Annotated in this window: 15 protein-coding genes; 8 read left to right on the top strand and 7 right to left on the bottom strand. The window is 73.0% G+C overall.

The features are described 5' to 3' along the window. Window positions 1-22: 22 nt before the first annotated feature. Complete coding sequence (gene pta, locus SLAV_RS12535; RefSeq protein WP_030235923.1) at window positions 23-2113, bottom strand: phosphate acetyltransferase; 2091 nt, start codon at window positions 2111-2113, stop codon at window positions 23-25. Window positions 2114-2425: 312 nt separating this feature from the next. Between pta and SLAV_RS12530 the strand changes: the two genes are divergently transcribed. Then, entirely contained in the window at window positions 2426-3451 is a 1026-nt protein-coding gene (locus SLAV_RS12530; RefSeq protein ID WP_030235925.1) for an ATP-dependent 6-phosphofructokinase, read from the top strand. A 115-nt stretch (window positions 3452-3566) separates the two neighbouring features. Here SLAV_RS12530 and SLAV_RS12525 read toward each other — a convergent pair whose 3' ends face one another. After that, the gene (locus tag SLAV_RS12525) at window positions 3567-4190 is read right to left on the bottom strand and encodes a helix-turn-helix domain-containing protein (RefSeq protein WP_030235927.1); all 624 of its coding nucleotides are present in this window, start codon (window positions 4188-4190) and stop codon (window positions 3567-3569) included. Between the two features lie 408 nt (window positions 4191-4598). On the opposite strand from SLAV_RS12525, the gene SLAV_RS12520 reads away from it, so the two are divergent. Further along, window positions 4599-5039, top strand: a complete 441-nt coding sequence (locus SLAV_RS12520; protein WP_030235929.1) for a MerR family transcriptional regulator — start codon at window positions 4599-4601, stop codon at window positions 5037-5039. A 36-nt stretch (window positions 5040-5075) separates the two neighbouring features. After that, on the top strand, window positions 5076-5435 hold the full coding sequence (gene trxA, locus SLAV_RS12515; protein ID WP_030235931.1) for a thioredoxin: 360 nt from the start codon (window positions 5076-5078) through the stop codon (window positions 5433-5435). On the opposite strand, the gene glgB is transcribed toward trxA, so the two are convergent. From glgB to SLAV_RS12495, 4 genes are all read right to left on the bottom strand, one after another. Further along, a complete protein-coding gene (gene glgB, locus SLAV_RS12510; protein ID WP_030235932.1) occupies window positions 5425-7719 on the bottom strand; it encodes a 1,4-alpha-glucan branching enzyme in 2295 nt (764 codons plus the stop codon). The genes trxA and glgB overlap by 11 nt on opposite strands. Then, window positions 7716-9152: a maltokinase N-terminal cap-like domain-containing protein gene (locus tag SLAV_RS12505; protein ID WP_051841248.1), complete on the bottom strand. Its 1437-nt coding sequence runs from the start codon at window positions 9150-9152 to the stop codon at window positions 7716-7718. The genes glgB and SLAV_RS12505 overlap by 4 nt, the downstream gene beginning before the upstream one ends. A gap of 156 nt (window positions 9153-9308) precedes the next feature. Continuing rightward, a complete protein-coding gene (treS, locus tag SLAV_RS12500) occupies window positions 9309-11015 on the bottom strand; it encodes a maltose alpha-D-glucosyltransferase (RefSeq protein ID WP_030235938.1) in 1707 nt (568 codons plus the stop codon). Next, the gene (locus SLAV_RS12495) at window positions 11012-13006 is read right to left on the bottom strand and encodes an alpha-1,4-glucan--maltose-1-phosphate maltosyltransferase (RefSeq protein ID WP_030235940.1); all 1995 of its coding nucleotides are present in this window, start codon (window positions 13004-13006) and stop codon (window positions 11012-11014) included. The genes treS and SLAV_RS12495 overlap by 4 nt, the downstream gene beginning before the upstream one ends. Window positions 13007-13341: 335 nt before the next feature. Between SLAV_RS12495 and SLAV_RS12490 the strand changes: the two genes are divergently transcribed. The 4 genes from SLAV_RS12490 (at window position 13342) to glgP (ending at window position 18145) form a co-directional block, all read left to right on the top strand. Further along, window positions 13342-13926, top strand: a complete 585-nt coding sequence (locus tag SLAV_RS12490; RefSeq protein ID WP_030235943.1) for a GNAT family N-acetyltransferase — start codon at window positions 13342-13344, stop codon at window positions 13924-13926. A 3-nt stretch (window positions 13927-13929) separates the two neighbouring features. Then, window positions 13930-14439 carry a hypothetical protein gene (locus SLAV_RS12485; RefSeq protein WP_030235945.1) on the top strand — a complete coding sequence of 170 codons (510 nt, stop codon included), beginning with the start codon at window positions 13930-13932 and terminating at the stop codon, window positions 14437-14439. Between the two features lie 45 nt (window positions 14440-14484). Continuing rightward, on the top strand, window positions 14485-15399 hold the full coding sequence (locus SLAV_RS12480; RefSeq protein WP_030235948.1) for a hypothetical protein: 915 nt from the start codon (window positions 14485-14487) through the stop codon (window positions 15397-15399). A 109-nt stretch (window positions 15400-15508) separates the two neighbouring features. Next, the gene (gene glgP / locus SLAV_RS12475; RefSeq protein WP_030235951.1) at window positions 15509-18145 is read left to right on the top strand and encodes an alpha-glucan family phosphorylase; all 2637 of its coding nucleotides are present in this window, start codon (window positions 15509-15511) and stop codon (window positions 18143-18145) included. A 10-nt stretch (window positions 18146-18155) separates the two neighbouring features. Here the strand turns inward: glgP and SLAV_RS12470 are convergent, their stop codons facing one another. Continuing rightward, window positions 18156-19160: an Lrp/AsnC family transcriptional regulator gene (locus SLAV_RS12470; protein ID WP_037687967.1), complete on the bottom strand. Its 1005-nt coding sequence runs from the start codon at window positions 19158-19160 to the stop codon at window positions 18156-18158. A 141-nt stretch (window positions 19161-19301) separates the two neighbouring features. On the opposite strand from SLAV_RS12470, the gene SLAV_RS12465 reads away from it, so the two are divergent. Continuing rightward, window positions 19302-20816, top strand: a complete 1515-nt coding sequence (locus tag SLAV_RS12465; RefSeq protein ID WP_037687969.1) for an MFS transporter — start codon at window positions 19302-19304, stop codon at window positions 20814-20816. The last annotated feature ends 20 nt before the right edge of the window (window positions 20817-20836 follow it).

Raw genomic sequence — 20836 nt, 5'->3', positions numbered from 1 at the left:
CCTTCTTGCGGACGGAGGGGGGTCAGGCGGTGGCGGCCGGCGCGCCCTGGGACTGCGCCTGGATCGCGGTGATGGCCACGGTGGTGACGATGTCCTGCACCAGCGCGCCCCGCGAGAGGTCGTTGACCGGCTTGCGCAGACCCTGGAGGACCGGGCCGACCGCGACGGCGCCCGCCGAACGCTGCACGGCCTTGTACGTGTTGTTGCCCGTGTTGAGGTCGGGGAAGATCAGCACGCTCGCCCGGCCGGCCACCTCGGAGTCCGGCAGCTTGGTCGCCGCGACCGACGGCTCCACCGCGGCGTCGTACTGGATCGGACCCTCCACGGCCAGGTCGGGGCGCTGCGCGCGGACGATCTCGGTGGCCTTGCGGACCTTGTCCACGTCCGCGCCCGAACCGGAGGTGCCGGTCGAGTACGAGAGCATCGCGATCCGCGGCTCGACGCCGAAGGCGGCGGCGGTGGCGGCGGACTGGACGGCGATGTCGGCGAGCTGCTCGGCGTTCGGGTCCGGGTTGACGGCGCAGTCGCCGTAGACGAGGACCTTGTCGGCCAGGCACATGAAGAAGACCGAGGAGACGATGGAGGCCTCCGGCTTGGTCTTGATGATCTCGAAGGCCGGGCGGATGGTCGCGGCGGTGGAGTGCACCGAGCCGGACACCATGCCGTCGGCGAGGCCCTGCTGGACCATCAGGGTGCCGAAGTAGTTGACGTCGGTGACCACGTCGGCGGCCAGTTCGACGGTCATGCCCTTGTGGGCGCGGGCCTGGGCGTAGTACTCGGAGAACCGTTCCCGCAGGGGGGAGGTCGCCGGGTCGATCAGCTGCGCGCCCGAGATGTCGAGGCCCAGGTCGCCTGCCTTCTTCAGGATCGCCTGCTCCTCGCCCAGCAGGGTCAGGTCGCAGACCCCCCGGCGCAGCACCACGTCGGCCGCGCGCAGCACGCGCTCCTCGGTGCCCTCGGGCAGGACGACGCGGCGCCGCTCGGCGCGGGCCCGCTCCAGCAGCTCGTGCTCGAACATCATCGGGGTGACCCGCTCGGACCGGGCCACGGACAGCAGCCCGCGCAGTTCGGCGGTGTCCACGTGCCGTTCGAAGAGGCCGAGGGCCGTCTCCAGCTTGCGCGGGGTCGCGGAGTTCAACCGGCTCTGCAGCGAGAAGAGTTCGGCCGCCGTCGGGAAGCTGTTGCCGGCCACCGACACCACCGGGGTGCCCGGTGCCAGCTTCGAGGCCAGGGTCAGGACCTCGTCGGTCGGACGCTCGTTCAGGGTCAGCAGCACGCCCGCGATCGGCGGGGTCCCGGAGGTGTGCGCGGCCAGCGCCCCCACCACCAGGTCGGAGCGGTCCCCGGGGGTGACGACCAGGCAGCCGGGGGTCAGGGCGTTGAGGAAGTTCGGCAGCATCGCGCCGCCGAAGACGAAGTCCAGGGCGTCGCGCGCCAGCCCGGCCTCGTCGCCGAGGAGCACCTCGCCGCCGAGCGCCCGGGTGATCTGGGCGACGGTGGGGGCCGAGAGGGACTTGTCGTCGGGGAGCACGTAGCAGGGCACGGGCAGCCGGGCCGCGAGCCGCTCGGCTATGACGTCGCGGTCCTCGGGGGCCACCCGGTTGACGACCATCGCCACGACGTGGCAGCCCAGGCTCTCGTAGGCCCGGTGGGCGTTGCGCGCCTCGGCGCGCACGGCCTCGGCGGGGTGCTTGGTGCCGCCCACCACGGGGACGACGACGGCGCCGAGCTCGTTGGCGAGGCGGGCGTTCAGGGCGAGCTCGTCCGGGAGGTTGGTCTCGGCGTAGTCGGTGCCGAGGACCAGCATGACCTCGTAGTCGCGGGCCACCCGGTGGTAGCGGTCGACCAGCCGGGACACCAGCTCGTCGGTGCCCTTCTCGGCGAGGATCGCGGAGGCTTCCTGGTACTCCATGCCGTACGCCGTCGCGGCGTCCTGGTCGATCCGGTAGCGGGCCTTGAGCAGGTCGAAGAGCCGGTCGGGGCCGTCGTGCAGCAGCGGCCGGTACACGCCGACCCGGCCCGTCTGACGGGTCAGGAGCTCCATGATCCCCAGCTCGACGACCTGGCGGCCGTCCCCCCGCTCGATACCGGTCACGTACACGCTGCGCGTCACGCGAGCTCTCCGTCCCATGATGTGTGCGCCGGTCCGGCCCCGCCGCTTGGCGGGGCGATCTTCGGCTCGGTTGTCCCGATTGGTGTGGGCTTGACCTCTTGACAATACCTCTGCGGATGGATACGACGCCCACCGGGAAAAAGGCCTGCCGGGGAGGGTCGAAAGGCCCTGCCGGCGGAGTGGCACGAAGAGCGCGGGCTCCTCGGAGCGTGGAACAATCGGACAGGGTTCACCATTACGCCCTTCATCTTGTACGGCCGTCCGCCCGCACGCGCCCGGCCGCGGACGACCAGGAGCAGGAGACACAGCACGATGCGTATCGGAGTTCTCACCGCAGGCGGCGACTGCCCGGGCCTGAACGCTGTCATCCGGTCGGTCGTACACCGCGCCGTGGTCGGTCACGGGGACGAGGTCATCGGTTTCGAAGATGGTTTCAAGGGCCTCCTCGACGGTCACTACCGCCCCCTCGACATCAACGCCGTCAGCGGCATCCTCGCCCGCGGCGGCACCATTCTCGGCTCGGCGCGCATGGAGCGCGCCCGGCTCCACGAAGCGGCCGAGAACGCAGCCGAGTTGGCCCGGCGCTACGAGATCGACGCGCTGATCCCGATCGGCGGCGAGGGTACCCTGACGGCCTCCCGGATGCTGTCCGACGCCGGGATGCCGGTGGTCGGCGTACCGAAGACCATCGACAACGACATCTCCTCCACCGACCGCACCTTCGGCTTCGACACCGCCGTCATGGTCGCCACCGAGGCCATCGACCGCCTGAAGACCACCGCCGAATCGCACCAGCGCGTGATGGTCGTCGAGGTCATGGGCCGGCACGCGGGCTGGATCGCCCTGGAGTCGGGCATGGCCGGAGGTGCGCACGGCATCTGCCTGCCGGAGCGCCCGTTCGAGGTGGACGCCCTGGTCAAAATGGTGGAGGAACGTTTCTCCCGAGGGAAGAAGTTCGCCGTCATCTGCGTCGCCGAAGGCGCGCACCCGGCCGAGGGCTCCATGCCCTACGAGAAGGGCGAGATCGACGCCTACGGTCACGAGCGCTTCGCCGGCATCGGCAACCGCCTCGCCGTCGAGCTGGAACACCGGCTGGGCAAGGAGGCCCGCCCGGTCATCCTCGGCCACGTCCAGCGCGGCGGCACCCCCACCGCCTACGACCGCGTCCTCGCGACCCGCTTCGGCTGGCACGCGGTGGAGGCCGTCCACCGCGGCGACTTCGGCAACATGACGGCCCTGCGCGGCACCGACATCGTGATGGCCCCGCTGGCCCACGCCGTCACCGAGCTGAAGACCGTCCCGGACAACCGGATGTACGAGGCCGAGTCCGTCTTCTGACGAGGTCCGGCAGGCCCCGCCGGCCGGGACCTTCGACCCCATTTGCGCGCCGAACGGCCCCGGGCGTCGCCCTCGTGGAGCGCCCGGAGCCGCTTCGCCGCGACGGGGGTGTGGCCTATCCCGCACCGCCGGCCAGTGCCCAGAAGCGGTCCACGATCTCCGCGAGGAACTCCCGGCCCGCGTCCCCGGTCCCGGCCGCGCCCCCGCCGCCGCCCCAGCTCAGGGTGGCCACCATCCGGGACTGGTAGTCGTTGTGCATCGTCTCCAGGACCCGCTCCAGATGGGCCTTGGGTACCGGCAGCAGCTTGGCCAGCGGTTTCGTGTACGCCTGCCAGCGGGTGGTGACCGCGCTGCGCAGCAGCCCGGCGAGCTCTTCCTGCTTGCCGGTCGCCGCCACGAACTGGGCCAGGGTCAGGCCGAGCACCGAGGCGAGGGCCGCGGACTGCCGCTCGTTGCCCTTCCAGCGCCCGGTGTCCTCCATCTTCTGGTACGCGCTCGCGTCCAGCCCGATCCGCCGGGCCAGGTCCTCGGGGTCCAGGCCCCGGGCCAAGCGGTGTTCGCGCAGCGAGACGGGCTCGGCGAGCAGCTCGCCGGGGGCGCACCAGAGCACGCCGGCGAGCGCCGTGAGCTCGGCGGAGGTGGGGGACTGTTCGCCCCGTTCCCACGCCATCACGGTTTCGGGCGCGACGAGCAGTCCGTACTGGGCGCGCAGGCCATAGGCGACATGACCGGGAGCCATGCCCAGGGCCGCGCGCAGGCGACGCGCGGCGGGGGCATTGAAAGGTGGGCTGGAGTGCACACGGCACACCGTAGGAGTGGCCGAGGCGTGCCGACTACCAACCAATCAAACAAGCTCATAACTCGTAGGAAAGTCCTATGGAGTTCGACGCTTTGGTCAGGTTTCTCAGCGACTGTCCGGTAATCGGATCAAGAGAAGATCCAATATCAGCGTACGGATTCAGCCACTCCATTTCAGGTGTCCGCCGATACTCGTGGAGTGATCCCCGTCACAGGCCCCGAACCGGACATCCGCCCCGTACGTGATCCCTGTCGGGGACCCTCGCGCACGGGGGTGGCGAGGGTCCCCGGAATCCCGGCCCGCGCCCGCCCTTGCCTTGACGTCCGCGTCAAGCCCTACGGTCGGTCCATGCGCATCGGCGAACTGGCGAAGCGGGCCGGGACCAGCACACGGACCCTCAGGTACTACGAATCACGCGGGCTGCTGGCCGCCCGGCGGACCGGCAACGGCTACCGCGACTACGACGAGGACGACCTGCGGCTGCTGCGGCAGATCCGCACCCTCCAGGACTTCGGCTTCGAACTGGAGGAGACCCGCCCCTTCGTCGACTGCCTGCGCGCCGGCCATCCGGCCGGGGACTCCTGCCCGGCCTCGCTCGCCGTCTACCGGCGCAAGCTCGGCGAACTCGACGGCCTCATCGGCCAGCTCGCCGGCGTCCGCGAGCAGGTCGCCCGGCAGCTGGCCGCCGCCGAGGAAGCCGCCGGCGAAGCGGCTGGGCAAGCCGCCGGGCACACCGCCGGGGACGGAGGCGGGGAGCCGCCCGCGCCGCGCTGCGAGATGACCGGCTGATCCGCGACCGCACCACCCGTACGAGAGGGGAACCACATGACCCGCGCCCACGGCGTACCCGAAGTGACCGACGCCGACTTCACCGCCGAGGTACTGCAGGAGCGGGACCGGCCCGTCCTGGTGGAGTTCACCGCGGACTGGTGCGGACCCTGCCGCCAGCTCGCCCCCGTCCTGTCCGCCGTCGCGGCCGAGGAGGCGGACCGGCTGAAGGTCGTCCAGATCGACGTCGACCGCAACCCGGCCACCGCCGCCCGCTACGGGGTCCTGGCCGCCCCGACGCTGTTCGTCTTCCGGGGCGGCGAGCCCGTCCGCCAGATGGTCGGCGCCCGCGCCAAGCGGAAGCTGCTCCAGGAACTCGAAGAGCACCTGGAGCAGCGCCCGGTCGCTACGGCCTGAGCCAGACCGTCGCCATCGGCGGGAGCGTCATCCGCAGGCTCACCGCACGCCCCTGGGCCGGAACCGGCTCGGGGCGCAGCGCACGGGCGTGGTGGACGCCGCTCCCGCCGTACGGTTCGAGGTCGGTGTTGAGGACCTCGCGCCACTGGCCCACCTCCTGCGGCACCCCGATCCGGTAGCCGTGCCGCACCACCGGGGAGAAGTTCGACACGCACAGCAGAGGCGAGCCGTCCCGCGCGAACCGGAGGAACGCGAACACGTTGTCGTCGGCGGCGTCCGCCTCCACCCACGCGAAGCCCTCCGGCACGCTGTCCCGCTCCCACAGCGCGGGCGAGGCCGTGTACGTGCGGTTCAGGTCGCGCACCAGGCTCCGTACGCCCAGGTGGTCACCGGCCGCCGGGTAGGAGGAGTCCAGCACCCACCAGTCCGGGCCGTACGTCTCCGACCACTCCGAACCCTGCGCGAACTCCTGCCCCATGAACAACAGCTGCTTGCCCGGATGGGCCCACATGAAGCCCAGGTAGGCGCGGTGCGTGGCCCGCTGCTGCCACCAGTCGCCCGGCATCTTCGACACCAGCGAACGCTTGCCGTGCACCACCTCGTCGTGCGAGATCGGCAGCACGAAGTTCTCGCTGAACGCGTACACCATCCCGAAGGTCATGTCGTGGTGGTGGTACTTGCGGTGCACCGGCTCCTTCGACACGTAGCGCAGCGTGTCGTGCATCCAGCCCATGTTCCACTTCAGGCCGAAGCCCAGCCCGCCGGAGTCCGTCGGCCGGGTCACCCCGTCCCAGGCCGTCGACTCCTCCGCGATCGTCACCACGCCCGGGAAGCGCCGGTACACCGTCGCGTTCATCTCCTGGAGCAGCGCCACCGCGTCCAGGTCCTCCCGGCCGCCGTGCGCGTTCGGCGACCAGTCGCCCTCGTCGCGCGAGTAGTCCAGGTACAGCATCGAGGCCACCGCGTCCACGCGCAGCCCGTCCACGTGGAACTCCTGGCACCAGTACACGGCGTTGGCGACCAGGAAGTTGCGGACCTCCTTGCGGCCGTAGTCGAACTCCAGCGTCCCCCAGTCCGGGTGCGCGGCCCGCCGCGGGTCCTGGTGCTCGTAGAGCGGCCGGCCGTCGAACTCCGCGAGCGCCCAGTCGTCGCGCGGGAAGTGCGCGGGGACCCAGTCGACGATCACCCCGATCCCGGCCCGGTGCAGCGCGTCGACGAGGAAGCGGAAGTCGTCCGGCGTGCCCATCCGCGAGGTCGGCGCGTAGAACCCGGTGACCTGGTAGCCCCAGGACCCGCCGAAGGGGTGCTCGGCGACCGGCATCAGCTCCACGTGCGTGAAGCCCAGCTCCTTCACGTACGCCGGCAGCTGCTCCGCCAGCTGCCGGTACGAGAGCCCCGGCCGCCAGGACGCCAGGTGCAGCTCGTACACCGACATCGGCGCCTGGTGCGGCGCCAGGGCCCCGCGCCGGGCCATCCACTCCGCGTCCTGCCACTCGTACCGGGAGGCGGTCACGATCGAGGCGTTGGCCGGCGGGACCTCGGCGTACCGGGCCATCGGGTCGGCGCGCAGGGTGCGGCCGCCGTCCGGGCGCGTGATCTCGTACTTGTACAGGGCGCCCTCGGCGACCCCCGGCAGGAACAGCTCCCACACGCCGCTCGCGCCCAGCGAGCGCATCGGGTACGCGACCGCGTCCCAGTACGAGAAGTCCCCGGTCACGCGCACGCCCAGGGCGTTGGGCGCCCACACGGTGAACCGGGTGCCCGCCACCCCCTGGTGCTCCATCGGCTGCGAGCCGAGCGCCGTCCACAGCTCCTCGTGCCGGCCCTCGCCGATCAGGTGCAGGTCCAGCTCGCCGAGGGCGGGCAGGAACCGGTAGGGGTCGTGGACCTCGATCTCGTCGCTGTCGTACGTCACCAGGAGCCGGTAGTCCGGCACCCCGGTCAGCGGCAGCAGCCCGGAGAACAGCCCGTCCCCCTCGTCGACGAGCTCCGTCCGCAGCCCCTTGGCGACGACCGTGACGGCCTTCGCGTACGGGCGCAGCACCCGGAAGGCCACCCCGCCGCGTTGCGTGCGGGCCCCCAGCACCGCGTGCGGGTCGTGGTGGCGGCCCTCCAGCAGCCGGGCCCGTTCCTCCGCGGCCAGCGCGGGGGCCGGCCGCACCCCGTGGGGCGGGGCGGCGCGGCGGGCCCGGGGGGCGCGGGCCCCCTTCGGCGCGGCCGGTGCGGCGGGCTCGGGTGCGGCCTTGTCGCGGACGGTCGGTGACGGCTGTCGTGCGGCGCTCACGCGAGCGGCCTCCTCGGGGGCTTCGGGTGGGGAGTGGTGCCGGGGGTGACCGGCGGGGGCATGCGGTGGGCGGGTCGCTGGGGTTCCGACAGACGGCGGATCGCCGCCATCGGGACGTGCAGCCAGTCGGGGCGGTGCCGGGACTCGTAACGGGCCTCGTACACCGCCTTGTCGGTCTCGTACGCGCGCAGCAGCACCGGGTCCTCGCGGGGGTCGCGGCCGGTGGTGCGGGCGTAGCCCTCGCAGAACGCGGACCGGCAGGCGTCCGCCCAGGCGGGGGCGAACGGCCGGTGCGAGCGGGCGGCGTAGTCGAAGGAGCGCAGTATCCCGGCGATGTCGCGCACGGCCGGTTCGGGCCGCCGCCGGTCCGCCAGCGGCCGCGCGGGCTCCCCCTCGAAGTCGATCAGCGACCAGCTGCCGTCGGCGGTGCGCAGGGTCTGCCCCAGGTGCAGGTCGCCGTGGATGCGCTGGGCGGGGACCCCGGCGCCCCGGGAGGCGGCCAGGGCGTCGAAGGCCCCGCGCAGCCCGGCCTCGTAGGGCTGGAGGGCGGGCACCTCGCGGACGGTGGCGGCGAGCCGCGCGGTCATCCCGGCGGCGAGCCGGGCCGTCTGCTCGGGGCCGAGCGCCAGGGTGGGCAGGGCAGCGGCCAGGGCGCTGTGCACCTCGGCGGTGGCCCGGCCCAGCGCGTGCGCCTCGGCGGTGAAGTCGGCCCCGGCGCCGAGCCGGCGCAGCGCCAGCTGCCAGCCGTCGTCGGAGCCGCGCAGGTAGGGCTGGAGGACGCCCAGGGTCAACGGTTCTCCACCGGGCAGATCGGCCTCGTACCAGGCGACCGGGGCGGGTACCCGGGCGCAGCCGGCGGCGGCCAGGGCTCTGGGCAGTTCCAGGTCGGGGTTGACCCCGGGACCGACCCGGCGGAAGACCTTCAGGATGTACGAATCCCCGTAGATCAGCGAGGAGTTGGTCTGTTCCCCGGACAACGGACGGGGGGTGAGCCCGGCCGGGACGGGGGCCCCGGGGTCCCGGTCGAAGCGCAGCGGCCCCAGGGTCCCGGGGGAGCGCAGCCGCTCCAGCAGCATCGAGGCCAGCCGGGGGTCGCCCAGTGCCTCGTAGACCGTCCGGCCCGTGTACGGCCCGCTGTCGACGTGCCCGATCAGGGCGGGGCCGAGGGCGGGCGGCAGGGGGGACGGGCGGATGCCGAGCAGGAGTTGGTAGCAGTCCCCGTCCACGTCGAGGAGCAGGTGCAGCAGGCCGGGGGTGGACCCCGGCGGCAGCAGTTCGGCCGCGGAGACGGCCCTGAGCCTGCTGATGGCGCGGCCCTTGCCCGCGAACCAGCGCTGCGTGGGCAGCCAGGCCCGCAGCATCGGTTCCAGCGGGGCGATCCCGGCGGCCCGGTCGGCCGCCAGCCGGCTCCGGGCGGATGCAGCCTCCGACATGGCGTCGCGTCCTTTCCCCGGGCCGTCACAGAATGCGCAGAGTGTCCCGGATGCGCGGCAGTTGCTTCTCCGGTATGGGCGAGTGTCGGGTCAGGATGATCCGTACAGGGGCGGGCGATTGACCCAAATGAGTGCCCGCCCCGTACATCGGCCCCGTCAGTCGGAGCGCTTCTCGCTCCGCAGACGGAACCAGTAGAAGCCGTGGCCCGCCAGGGTCAGCAGGTACGGCCACTCGCCGATCGGCGGGAAGCGCACGTCACCCGTGAGTTCCACGGGAACCCGCCCGTTGAACGACCGCAGGTCCAGCTCGGTGGGCTGCGCGAAACGGGAGAAGTTGTGCACGCACAGCACCAGGTCGTCCCCGAACTCGCGCAGGAACGCGAGGACCGCCGGGTTGGACGAGGGCAGTTCGGTGTACGAACCGAGGCCGAAGGCCGGGTTGGCCTTGCGGATCTCGATCAGCCGCCGGGTCCAGTGCAACAGCGAGGAGGGCGACGCCATGGCCGCCTCGACGTTGGTGACCTGGTACCCGTGGACCGGGTCCATGATGACCGGCAGGTTCAGCCTGCCCGGATCGCAGGAGGAGAAACCGGCGTTGCGGTCCGGGGTCCACTGCATCGGGGTGCGGACCCCGTCGCGGTCGCCGAGCCAGATGTTGTCGCCCATGCCGATCTCGTCGCCGTAGTAGAGCACCGGCGAGCCGGGCAGCGACAGCAGGAGCGCGGTGAACAGCTCCATCTGGTTGCGGTCGTTGTCCAGGAGCGGGGCGAGCCGGCGCCGGATGCCGATGTTGGCCCGCATCCGCGGGTCCTTGGCGTACTCGGCGTACATGTAGTCGCGCTCTTCGTCCGTGACCATTTCGAGGGTGAGCTCGTCGTGGTTGCGCAGGAAGATGCCCCACTGGCAGCGGTCCGGGATCGCCGGGGTCTTGGCCAGGATTTCGGAGACGGGGTAGCGGGACTCTCTTCGCACCGCCATGAAGATGCGCGGCATGACGGGGAAGTGGAACGCCATGTGGCATTCGTCCCCGCCCTTGGCGAAGTCCCCGAAGTAGTCGACCACGTCCTCGGGCCACTGGTTGGCCTCGGCGAGCAGCACGGTGTCGGGGTAGTGCGCGTCGATCTCGGCCCGGACCCGCTTGAGGAGCTGGTGGGTACGGGGGAGGTTCTCGCAGTTGGTGCCCTCCTCGGCGTACAGGTAGGGCACGGCGTCGAGACGGAAGCCGTCGATGCCGAGGTCCAGCCAGAAGCGCAGCGCGGAGACGATCTCCTCCACCACCGCCGGGTTCTCGTAGTTGAGGTCCGGCTGGTGCGAGAAGAAGCGGTGCCAGTAGTACTGCTTGCGTACGGGGTCGTACGTCCAGTTCGAGGTCTCGGTGTCGACGAAGATGATGCGGGCGTCCTGGTACTGCTTGTCGTTGTCGGCCCACATGTAGTAGTCGCCGTACGGTCCGTCCGGGTCCTTGCGCGACTGCTGGAACCACTCGTGCTGGTCGCTCGTGTGGTTCATGACGAAGTCGATGATCACCCGCATGCCGCGGGTGTGGGCCGCGTCGACGAACTCCACGAAGTCGGCGAGGTCGCCGAACTCGGGCAGCACGGAGGTGTAGTCGGAGACGTCGTAGCCCCCGTCGCGCAGGGGCGAGGCGAAGAACGGCGGCAGCCACAGGCAGTCGACGCCGAGCCACTGGAGGTAGTCCAGCTTCGCGGTGAGCCCCTTGAGGTCACCCACGCCGTCGCCGTTGCTGTCGTGGAAGGAGCGGACGAGCACCTCGTAGAAGACCGCCCGCTTGAACCAGTCGGGATCGCGGTCCTTGGCGGGGGTGTCCTCGAAGGTGTCGTGGACGGGATCGTTGATCATCATGTGGTGGGTGACCCTCCGGTGGGCGGGGACGGTCGCAGGGCGGCCAGTACGTGCGCGGGCGTGCGGCCCGGCTCTAGGCGCACGTAGTTCGCCCTGCCCCAGTGGTAGGTCTCGCCGGTGAGCTCGTCGCGCACCGCGAGGGACCCGTGCCAGTCGAGGCCGAGTACCGGCATGTCCAACGAGACCGTCGCCTCCTGGGTGTGGTGCGGATCGAGGTTGACGACCACCAGTACGGAATTGGCTCCGGCGTGCTTCGAAAAAGCGATCACCTGTTCGTTGTCGGTCGAGTGGAAGTGGATGTCGCGCAACTGCTGGAGTGCGGGGTTGCGCCGGCGGAGCCGGTTCAGGGTGGTGATCAGCGGGGCGATGGAGCGGCCCTCGCGGTTGGCGGCGGCCCAGTCGCGCGGCCGCAGCTCGTACTTCTCGGAGTCCCGGTACTCCTCGCTGCCCTCGCGCACCGGCTCGTTCTCGCAGAGCTCGTAGCCGGCGTAGACGCCCCAGGTGGGGGAGAGGGTGGCGGCGAGGACCGCCCGGACCTCGAAGGCCGGCCGGCCTCCCTTCTGCAGGTACTCGTGCAGGATGTCGGGCGTGTTCACGAAGAAGTTCGGCCGCATCACGGAGGCCGAACGGTCCCCGGACAGCTCGGTGACGTACTCGGTCAGCTCGGCCTTGGTGTTGCGCCAGGTGAAGTACGTGTACGACTGCTGGAAGCCGATCGCGGCGAGCGCGCGCATCATGGCGGGCCGGGTGAAGGCCTCCGCCAGGAAGATCACGTCGGGGTCGGACTTGTTGATGTCCGCGATCACCTTCTGCCAGAACACGACCGGCTTGGTGTGCGGATTGTCCACGCGGAAGATCCGCACGCCGTGGTCCATCCAGTGCCGCAGGATCCGGACCGTCTCCGCGACGATGCCGGCCATGTCGGCGTCGAAGTGGATCGGGTAGATGTCCTGGTACTTCTTCGGCGGGTTCTCGGCGTAGGCGATCGTCCCGTCCGCGCGGTGGCGGAACCACTCCGGGTGCTTTTCCACCCACGGGTGGTCCGGGGAGCACTGGAGGGCGAAGTCGAGGGCGATCTCCATGCGCAGCTCGCGGGCGCGGGCGACGAAGGCGTCGAAGTCCTCGATGGTGCCGAGCTCGGGGTGGACGGCGTCGTGCCCGCCCTCCGTGGAACCGATCGCCCACGGTACGCCCGGATCCCAACTCCCTGCCGAAAGCGTGTTGTTGGGGCCCTTGCGATGGGTGGAGCCGATGGGGTGGACGGGAGGCAGGTACACCACGTCGAAGCCCATGGCGGCGATGGCCGGCAGCCGCTCGGCGGCCGTCCGGAAGGTGCCGCTCACCGGCGCCCCGTCCGGCTCGACCACCGCGCCCTCCGAGCGCGGGAACATCTCGTACCAGGAACCGAAGAGGGCCCGCTTGCGTTCGACCTGCAGGGGCAGCGGCTTGGCCGCGGTGACCAGCTCCCGGTAGGGGCGCCTGGCCAGCGCCGCGTCGACCGCCGGGGCGAGCGCGGCCGCGTACCGCTGCTCCACCGGCCGGTCCTCGTCGCGCATCGCGTCGGCCGCCGCCAGTACGGCCTCGCGTCCGTCGCGCTTGGGGATCTTGGCCGCGGCGCGGGTGTAGAGCTCCGCGCCTTCGAGCAGGGTCAGTCCGGTGTCGAGGCCCGCCGGGATCTTGATGGCGGCGTGGGCGCGCCAGGTGGCGACCGGATCGCTCCACGCCTCGACGGTGTAGGTCCACCTCCCCTCGACCTCGGCGGACACCCGGGCCCCCCACCGGTCGGTGCCGGGGGCGAGCTCGGTCAGGGGGACGGGCGGGCGCAGCCGCCCGCTGGGGTCGCGCAGTACGACGTGCGCGGCCACGGCGTCGTGGCCCTCTCGGAACACGGTGGCGGAGATTTCGAAGACCTCGTCCACGACCGCCTTGGCGGGTCTGGCGCCGCAGTCGACGGCGGGGCGGACGTCCAGCACGGGAATGCGACCGATCATGATGGGATCACCTGGGGGCAGTTCGCAGGGCTCGGTGACAACAGGCCGGCCGTGATGACGGCCGGTAGTGCACGCTCTGTTCGCTCTGTTTCTAGCCGCTCGGAAGACGGCTGGGCTGCGGGCATGGCCGCTCCTGTCCGCGTTCACTCGGGTGGCGGGGAAAGGTTGGGGGCGGGTGCACCGTGCGTGTACCGCGCGTACCCGCAGAGCCCTGCCCCACTCACACCCCGCCCAATCCGTGCTGTTGGTTAACTACTCGTACGTAGTGGCACGCGGAAGTCCAGGGGATGGATCGACATCCGCCGAGGCTCCGTCAAGTCGGCGAGGAGCAGCCGTTGTACACCGAGACATCCCCCGCCCCACCTGCCACCAGGGCCCCACAGCCGGTGTTCGCGCTGCCCTGCGGGATGGAGCTGCGGCCCTGGCGGGAGGCGGACGCACCGGTCCTCGTGGAGGCGTACGCGGACCCCGGTATACGGCACTGGAACCGGCCCGAGCCGGAATCCCCGGAATCGGCCGCCGCCCGCGTCCGGCGCTGGGGCCTGCGCTGGGAGGCGGGGGAGGCCGCGGTGTGGGCGCTGGCCGAACCGGGCCCGGCTCCGGCCGTCGGGCTCGTCGGCCTCGGCGACATCGATGTGAGCGGTTCGAGCGCGGAGTTCCTGTACTGGCTGCTGCCCCGCGGGCGCGGGCGCGGCGCGACGGTGCAGGGCGTACGGGCCGTCTCCCGGTGGGCCTTCGACGACCTCGGCCTGCACCGGCTGCGGATCTGCCACTCGGTGGCCAACCCGGCCTCCTGCGCCGTCGCCGTCCGGGCGGGCTTCCCCCTGGAGGGCACGATGCGCGGCGCCCTCCACCACGCGGACGGCTGGCACGACGAGCACCTGCACGCCCGCCTGGCGACGGACCCGGAGCCGGCGTAGCCGGTGGCCGCCCCGCCGCCCCTGTTCCCGTACGTCGGCCCGCCGGGCCCGGCCGCCCTCGTCCGCCCCGGGGTCCGCGGCCGGGCCGTGCGCGGCCCGGGGGACCTGGAGCCCCTCCCCGGAGACCCGGGCGAGCCCTGCACCTACGTGGTCGACCGGGAGGGGGTGCTGCGGATCGCGCCCCGGCGCAGCGAGCACGTCGTCTGCGCGGGCGGCGAACCGGTACGGGCGGCGGGGGAGATGGGCTTCCTGCGGGGCGCCGCCGGGCCGTGGACGGTGGACGCGGTGAGCAACCTGTCCACCGGCTACTGCCCCGACCTGACGGCCTGGCGGGCCGTCGCCGCCGCCCTGGACCGGGCCGGGATCCACCGCCCGGAGGGCTTCACCCACGCGGTGGTCTTCCGCCGGTGCGAGAGCTGCCGCGCGTGCAACGTCGTCAGGGAGGAGTGGTACGTGTGCGCCCTGTGCGACGCCGACCTGCCGGCCCGGTGGAACTTCGGCCACGGGAGATGATGCCGGCGGTCCGCCGCGCCCCGCGCACGCGGGACAATGCCGGGCATGGGCCTGACGGAGCAGCTCGGACATCCCGACCCCCGGCAACGGGAGGCCGCCGCACGCCGGGTGGCGCTGCGGGTGTGGGAGCCGGAGGCGGAGGAGGCGATCGGCGCGGCCCTCGTGCGGGCGGCCGGCGCCGAGACGGAACCCGGCGCGCTCGCGGCCCAGCTCGACGCGCTGCCCGCCGTCGAAGCGGGACTCACCGACGGGGACCTGCACCGGCTCGGCCTGGTCCGCTCCGACTCCCCCGTGCTCGCCCGGCTCCTCGCGCGGGCCGGCCGGCTCCAGATCTCCGCGCCCGTGCGGCCCAACGGCGCCGCCACCCTGGCCGTCGTGCGCTGCCTGCGCGGCGCCCCGCGCACCGGGCTGTGGCTGCGCACCCCGGACGGGGCGTGGACCGTACTGGAGCGCATCGAGCTCTACGGCCGGGCCGCCGACCGCCTCGACTCCGGGTGCACCGGGCGGGTGCTGCTCTCCGGGCCCGGGGCGCGCGGCCTGGGGGAGTGGGAGCGCCTCGACGCCGACCCCCGCCCGCGGGAGTGCGTACGCGGGCTGCGCGCACCCGACCCCCGCGTCCGCGCCCTGGCCGCCGCCGGGGCGGCGGACGCGGCCGGAGCCGCCGGCACGGGCGGAACAGGCGGCACGGGCGGAACAGGCGGAGCAGCCGGCACGGGCGGAGCGGCCGCACCCGTCGTCGACCCGGAGGCGGGACGGATGCTCTGTGCCGCCCTGGCCCGTGCCGCCGTCGCCGAGACCGACCCGGCCGCCCTGGAGTCCGAGCTCGCGGCCCTCCTGGGCCTGGCCCCCTTCCTCGGCCCCCCGCACCTCGCGCTCCTGCACGCCCTGGACGCCGCCACCCTCCCGGCCCGGCCCCGCACTTACCTGGACGCACTGCTGCGGCCCGGCCGCACGGGCTGAGGCGGGATGGCCCGCGGCCGGGGGCGACGCTAGCCTTCCGGGGGCGTTGCGCGGGTGCACAGCGTGGTGCGGCCGCTCCTATCCGTCATCCCCTGCGAAGGTGGTACACGTGAAGGCCATCCGTCGATTCACCGTGCGCCCCGTCCTCCCGGAACCCCTGATGCCGCTCGCCGAACTCGCGCGCAACCTGCGCTGGTCGTGGCATACGGAAACCCGCGAACTCTTTCAATCCGTCGACCCCGAGGGCTGGCAGGCCGCCGGCGGCGACCCCGTCCGGCTGCTCGGGTCCGTGCCCGCCGCCCGGCTGGAGGAACTCGCCGCCGACCGGCGGTTCCTGCGGCGACTCGCCGTCGCCGCGGCCGACCTCGACGACTACGTCCACGGCGGGAGGTGGTACCAGAGCCAGGAGAACACCGCCGAGCTCCCCGCCGCCATCGCCTACTTCTCCCCCGAGTTCGGGATCACCGCCGCGCTGCCGCAGTACTCGGGCGGCCTCGGGATCCTGGCCGGCGACCACCTCAAGGCCGCCAGCGACCTCGGCGTCCCCGTCATCGGTGTCGGGCTGCTGTACCGGCACGGCTACTTCCGCCAGTCCCTCTCCCGCGACGGCTGGCAGCAGGAGCACTACCCCGTCCTCGATCCCCACGAACTGCCCCTGACCCTGCTGCGCCACGAGGACGCGACCCCCGCCCGGGTGTCGCTCACCCTGCCGGGCGGGCGGTCGTTGCACGCGCACATCTGGCAGGCCCGCGTCGGGCGGGTACCGCTGCTGCTGCTCGACTCCGACGTCGAGGACAACGACGCCGCCGCCCGCGAGGTGACCGACCGGCTCTACGGCGGCGGCAGCGACCACCGCCTGCTCCAGGAGATGCTGCTCGGCATCGGCGGCGTCCGGGCCGTGCGCGCCTACTGCGGGATCACCGGGCACGCCGCCCCCGAGGTCTTCCACACCAACGAGGGCCACGCCGGGTTCCTGGGCCTGGAGCGCATAAGGGAACTGGAAGGGGAGCAGGGGCTCGGCTTCGACGCCGCCGTCGAGGCGGTCCGCGCCGGGACCGTGTTCACCACGCACACCCCCGTGCCCGCGGGCATCGACCGCTTCGAGCGCTCCTTGGTCGCCCGGCACTTCGGCGAGGGCGGCGAGCTGCCCTCCGTACCGGTCGAGCGGATCCTGGAGCTCGGGGCCGAGACCTTCCCGGGCGGTGACCCCGGGGTGTTCAACATGGCCGTCATGGGGCTGCGCCTGGCCCAGCGCGCCAACGGGGTCTCCACCCTCCACGGGGCCGTCAGCCGCGGCATGTTCGCCGGGCTCTGGCCGGGCTTCGACGCGGCCGACGTGCCCATCGTGTCCGTCACGAACGGGGTGCACGCCCCGACCTGGGTCGCCCCCGAGGTGATGCGGCTCGGCGCCCGCCAGATCGGGCCCGGGCGCACCGAGGACGCTCTCGCGGTCGGCGGTTCGCCGCGCTGGGACGCGGTCGCGCAGATCGCGGACCAGGACGTGTGGGACGTACGCCGGGCCCTGCGCGAGCAGCTGGTGCAGGAGGTGCGGGACCGGCTGCGGGCCTCGTGGAAGCAGCGCGGGGCCGCCGACGCCGAACTGGGCTGGGTGGACTCCGTCCTGGACCCGGACGTGCTGACCATCGGGTTCGCCCGCCGGGTGCCCTCGTACAAGCGGCTCACGCTGATGCTCCGCGATCCCGAGCGGCTGCGCCGGCTGCTCCTGGACCCGGAACGGCCCGTGCAGATCGTCGTCGCGGGCAAGGCGCACCCGGCCGACGACGGCGGGAAGCGCCTGGTGCAGGAGCTGGTGCGCTTCTCCGACGACCCGCGGGTGCGCCACCGGATCGTGTTCCTGCCCGACTACGGCATGGCCATGGCCCAGAAGCTCTACCCGGGCTGCGACGTCTGGCTGAACAACCCGCTGCGGCCGCTGGAGGCCTGCGGCACCAGCGGGATGAAGGCCGCCCTCAACGGGTGCCTCAACCTCTCCGTCCTCGACGGCTGGTGGGACGAGTGGTTCGAGCCCGACTTCGGCTGGGCGATCCCCACCGCCGACGGCCTGGGCACCGACGAGGACCGGCGCGACGACCTGGAGGCGGGCGCCCTCTACGAGTTGATCGAGAGCCGCGTCGCACCCCGGTTCTACGACCGGACCGGGCGGACCGGGCTGCCCGTGCGGTGGATCGAGATGGTCCGCCGCACCCTGGTGTCCCTGGGCCCGAAGGTGCTCGCGGGGCGGATGGTGCGGGAGTACGTGGAGCGGCTCTACGCCCCCGCCGCCCTCTCCCACCGGGCCCTGGACCCCGCCGCCGCGCGGGACCTCGCCTGGTGGAAGGGGCGCGTCCGGGCGGCCTGGCCGCGGGTGGCGGTCGAGCACGTGGAGGCCGTCGCGGCGGCGCCCGTCGGGGGCACCGCCGAGCTGGGCGCCACCCTCACCCTGCGGGTCCGGGTGGCGCTGGACTCGCTGGCACCCGACGACGTGGAGGTGCAGGCCGTCGCGGGCCGGGTCGACGCGCAGGACGTGATCCGGGACGCCCGGACCTTCCCGCTCAAGCCCGCCGTCGGACCGGACCTGGAGGGCCGCTGGGTCTACGAGGGCCCGCTCGCCCTCGACCGCACGGGGCCCTTCGGCTACACCGTGCGGGTCCTGCCGAGCCACCCGCTGCTGGCGACGGCGGCCGAACTGGGTCTGGTCGCCGCCCCGGTGGACGCCGAACCGGTGGGCGGCGTGGTGCTGCGCTGACGCGGTGCCCTCAGGGGACGGGCGGCGGGTCCACCAGCCGCTGCCCGTCCTCCACCAGCATCCCGGCCCGCTTCACGCTGCGCAGGCTCGGGATCACCTCCACCTGGCCGACGCCGTCCACGGCGCCGATCCGCTCGGTCAGGTACGTGTAGAGCGCGTCGGTGTCCCGGCAGACCACCACCGCCATCAGGGAGGCCGACCCCGTCACGGCCGCCGCGAAGGCCACCTCGTGGTGGCCCGCCAACGCCTCGCCCACCTGCGCCAGCCGGGCCGGGGGAACGGTCAGCACCAGCGTGGCCTCCGCCTCGATGCCGAAGAGCGACGGGACGAACTCCACGTCGAAGAAGAGCGCCCCGAGATCGCGCAGCCGCTCCACCCGCCGCCGGGCGGTCGATTCCGACAGGCCGGTGGCGCGGGCCAGCTCCGGATACCCGGCGCGGCCGTCCCGGCCCAGCACCGAGAGCAGCGCGAGCTCCGTCTCGTCCAGGACGTAGCGCTCGGGACCGGGCTCCACGGGCGGCCGTTCCAGGGCCGCGATCTGGTCGGGGCGCAGCACGTCGATGCCGGGCCAGGCGTCGGGCCCGCCGAAGAACTTCCGCAGGATGGTGTGGGCGCTGATGCCGGTCACCCGGCGGGTGCGCGGCAGCTTCTCCAGCAGCAGGGCGTCCCGGTCCTTGCGGGTCCGGGCCCGGGTCATGCAGTGGACCTCCGTACCGCCCGAGTTCAGGGTCACCCACGCGATGTCCGGCCGGCGGGCGAGCGCCTCCGCCACCGGGAGCGCCGCATCGGGGGCGCACTGCACCCGCAGCCAGGACTCGAACAGGCCGACGCGGCTGCCCTGCGGCAGCCCGACGACCCGGATCAGGCCGGTGGCCCGCAGGCGCCGGTAGCGGCGCACGACCGTCTGGTCGGAGACCTCCAGTACCTCGGCGAGGCGGCTGAAGGGGGCCCGGCCGTCGATCACGAGGGCCTGCACCAGGGACCGGTCGAGGGCGTCCAGCTCCACGTCGTTCATGGTTTCCATCATCCCAGGCGCTCCGATGAGGGAAATCCGGCACGGGGGGCCCGCTGGTTCGGGGGCGGGCACGCGGCGCTGGGACCTTGGGGGCACCGGGACCCACACCCCTCCCGGGATCAGCGACCGAGGAGAACCCCCATGCGCAAATGGCTCCCCCTGACGGCCGTGTGCCTCGGGGCCTTCATGCTGCTGGTCGACGTCACCATCGTGACCGTCGCCCTGCCGGACATGGCCGAGGACATGAAGACCGGCTTCGCCGGACTCCAGTGGGTGATGGACGTCTACGCCCTCGCCCTGGCCGCCCTGCTGCTGGGCGCGGGCTCGCTCGCCGACCGGATGGGGCGGCGCCGCGTCTACCTCGGTGGGCTCGCCGTCTTCGCCGCCGCCTCCCTCGCCTGCGGCCTGGCGACCGGCCCGGAGGCGCTGATCGCCTTCCGCGCCGTCCAGGGGCTCGGCGGCGCGGCGATGTTCGCCACCACCATGGCCCTGCTCAGCTCCGCCTACCAGGGCCGCGACCGCGGGATCGCCTTCGGCGTCTGGGGAGCGGTCAACGGCGCCGCCGCCGCGGCCGGGCCGATCGTCGGCGGGCTGCTGACCGAGCACTTCGGCTGGCGCTGGATCTTCTTCATCAACCTGCCCTTCTGCGCCCTGGCCGTCTACGTGACCGTCAAGGCGGTGGCCGAGTCCCGCAACCCGCGGGCCACGGGCCTGGACCTGCCGGGTATGGTCACCTTCACGGCGGGCGCCGGGGCCCTGACCTACGCCCTGATCCGGGTCGGCGAGAACGGCTGGACCTCCGCCGCCACCCTCGGCCTGCTGGGGCTGGCCGTCGTCGCCTTCGCCGCCTTCGTCCTCGTCGAGCTGCGCAGCACCAAGCCGATGCTGGACCTCTCGCTCTTCCGCAGCCCGCACTTCGTCGCCGTCATGGCGGGCGGTCTGCTGCTGTCCGGCGCGGCCTTCTCATACCTGATGTACGTCTCCCTGTGGCTCCAGTCCGCCGAGGGCATGGGGCCGGTCCAGGCCGGTCTGGTGCTGGTGCCGATGAGCCTGGCCGCCTTCGTGGTCTCGGCCCTGGCCGGGCGGTTGCTGCACGCGGCCCCGCCGCGGCTGACCATCGCCGGCGGACTGCTGCTGATCGGCGCGGGGGCGCTGCTCCAGGCCTGGATGACGGACCCCGGTGACGGCTGGACGGCACTGGTGCCGGGGCTGGTGCTGACCGGCATCGGCGTCGGGATGGCCACCCCGCAGCTCGCGGCCGTAGCGATGGCCTCGGTGGCACCGGCCCGCGCGGGCATGGCGGGCGGCGCCCTGAACACCTCCCGGCAGCTCGGCAACGCCCTCGGGATCGCGGTGCTGGGCGCGGTGTTCCACGCCGGGCTGGTCTCCGGGCTCGACGGCCGGCCGCGCCAGACGGCCGACGTACTGGCCTCCGGCGGGGCGGGGCGGCTGCTCGCCGAGGCCCCGGACGCGGCGCGGTGGGTGGAGGCGGCCTTCGCGAGCGGGCTGCGGGAGACGTTCCTGGCCTCGGGGGTGATGGGCGTGGCGGGCGCGCTGCTGGTGGCGCTGCTGATCCGCCGCCCGGCCGCCGGGGCCCCGGTCCCGGCCCGGGCCTCCGCCCCGGCGGCGGCCGCCTCCGAGCGGACCTCCGTCTGAGGGAGGCGGATGGCTCAGAG

Source organism: Streptomyces lavendulae subsp. lavendulae, assembly GCF_002803845.1.
Lineage (GTDB): Bacteria > Actinomycetota > Actinomycetes > Streptomycetales > Streptomycetaceae > Streptomyces > Streptomyces lavendulae.
This window is presented reverse-complemented; position numbering and strand designations above follow the sequence as displayed.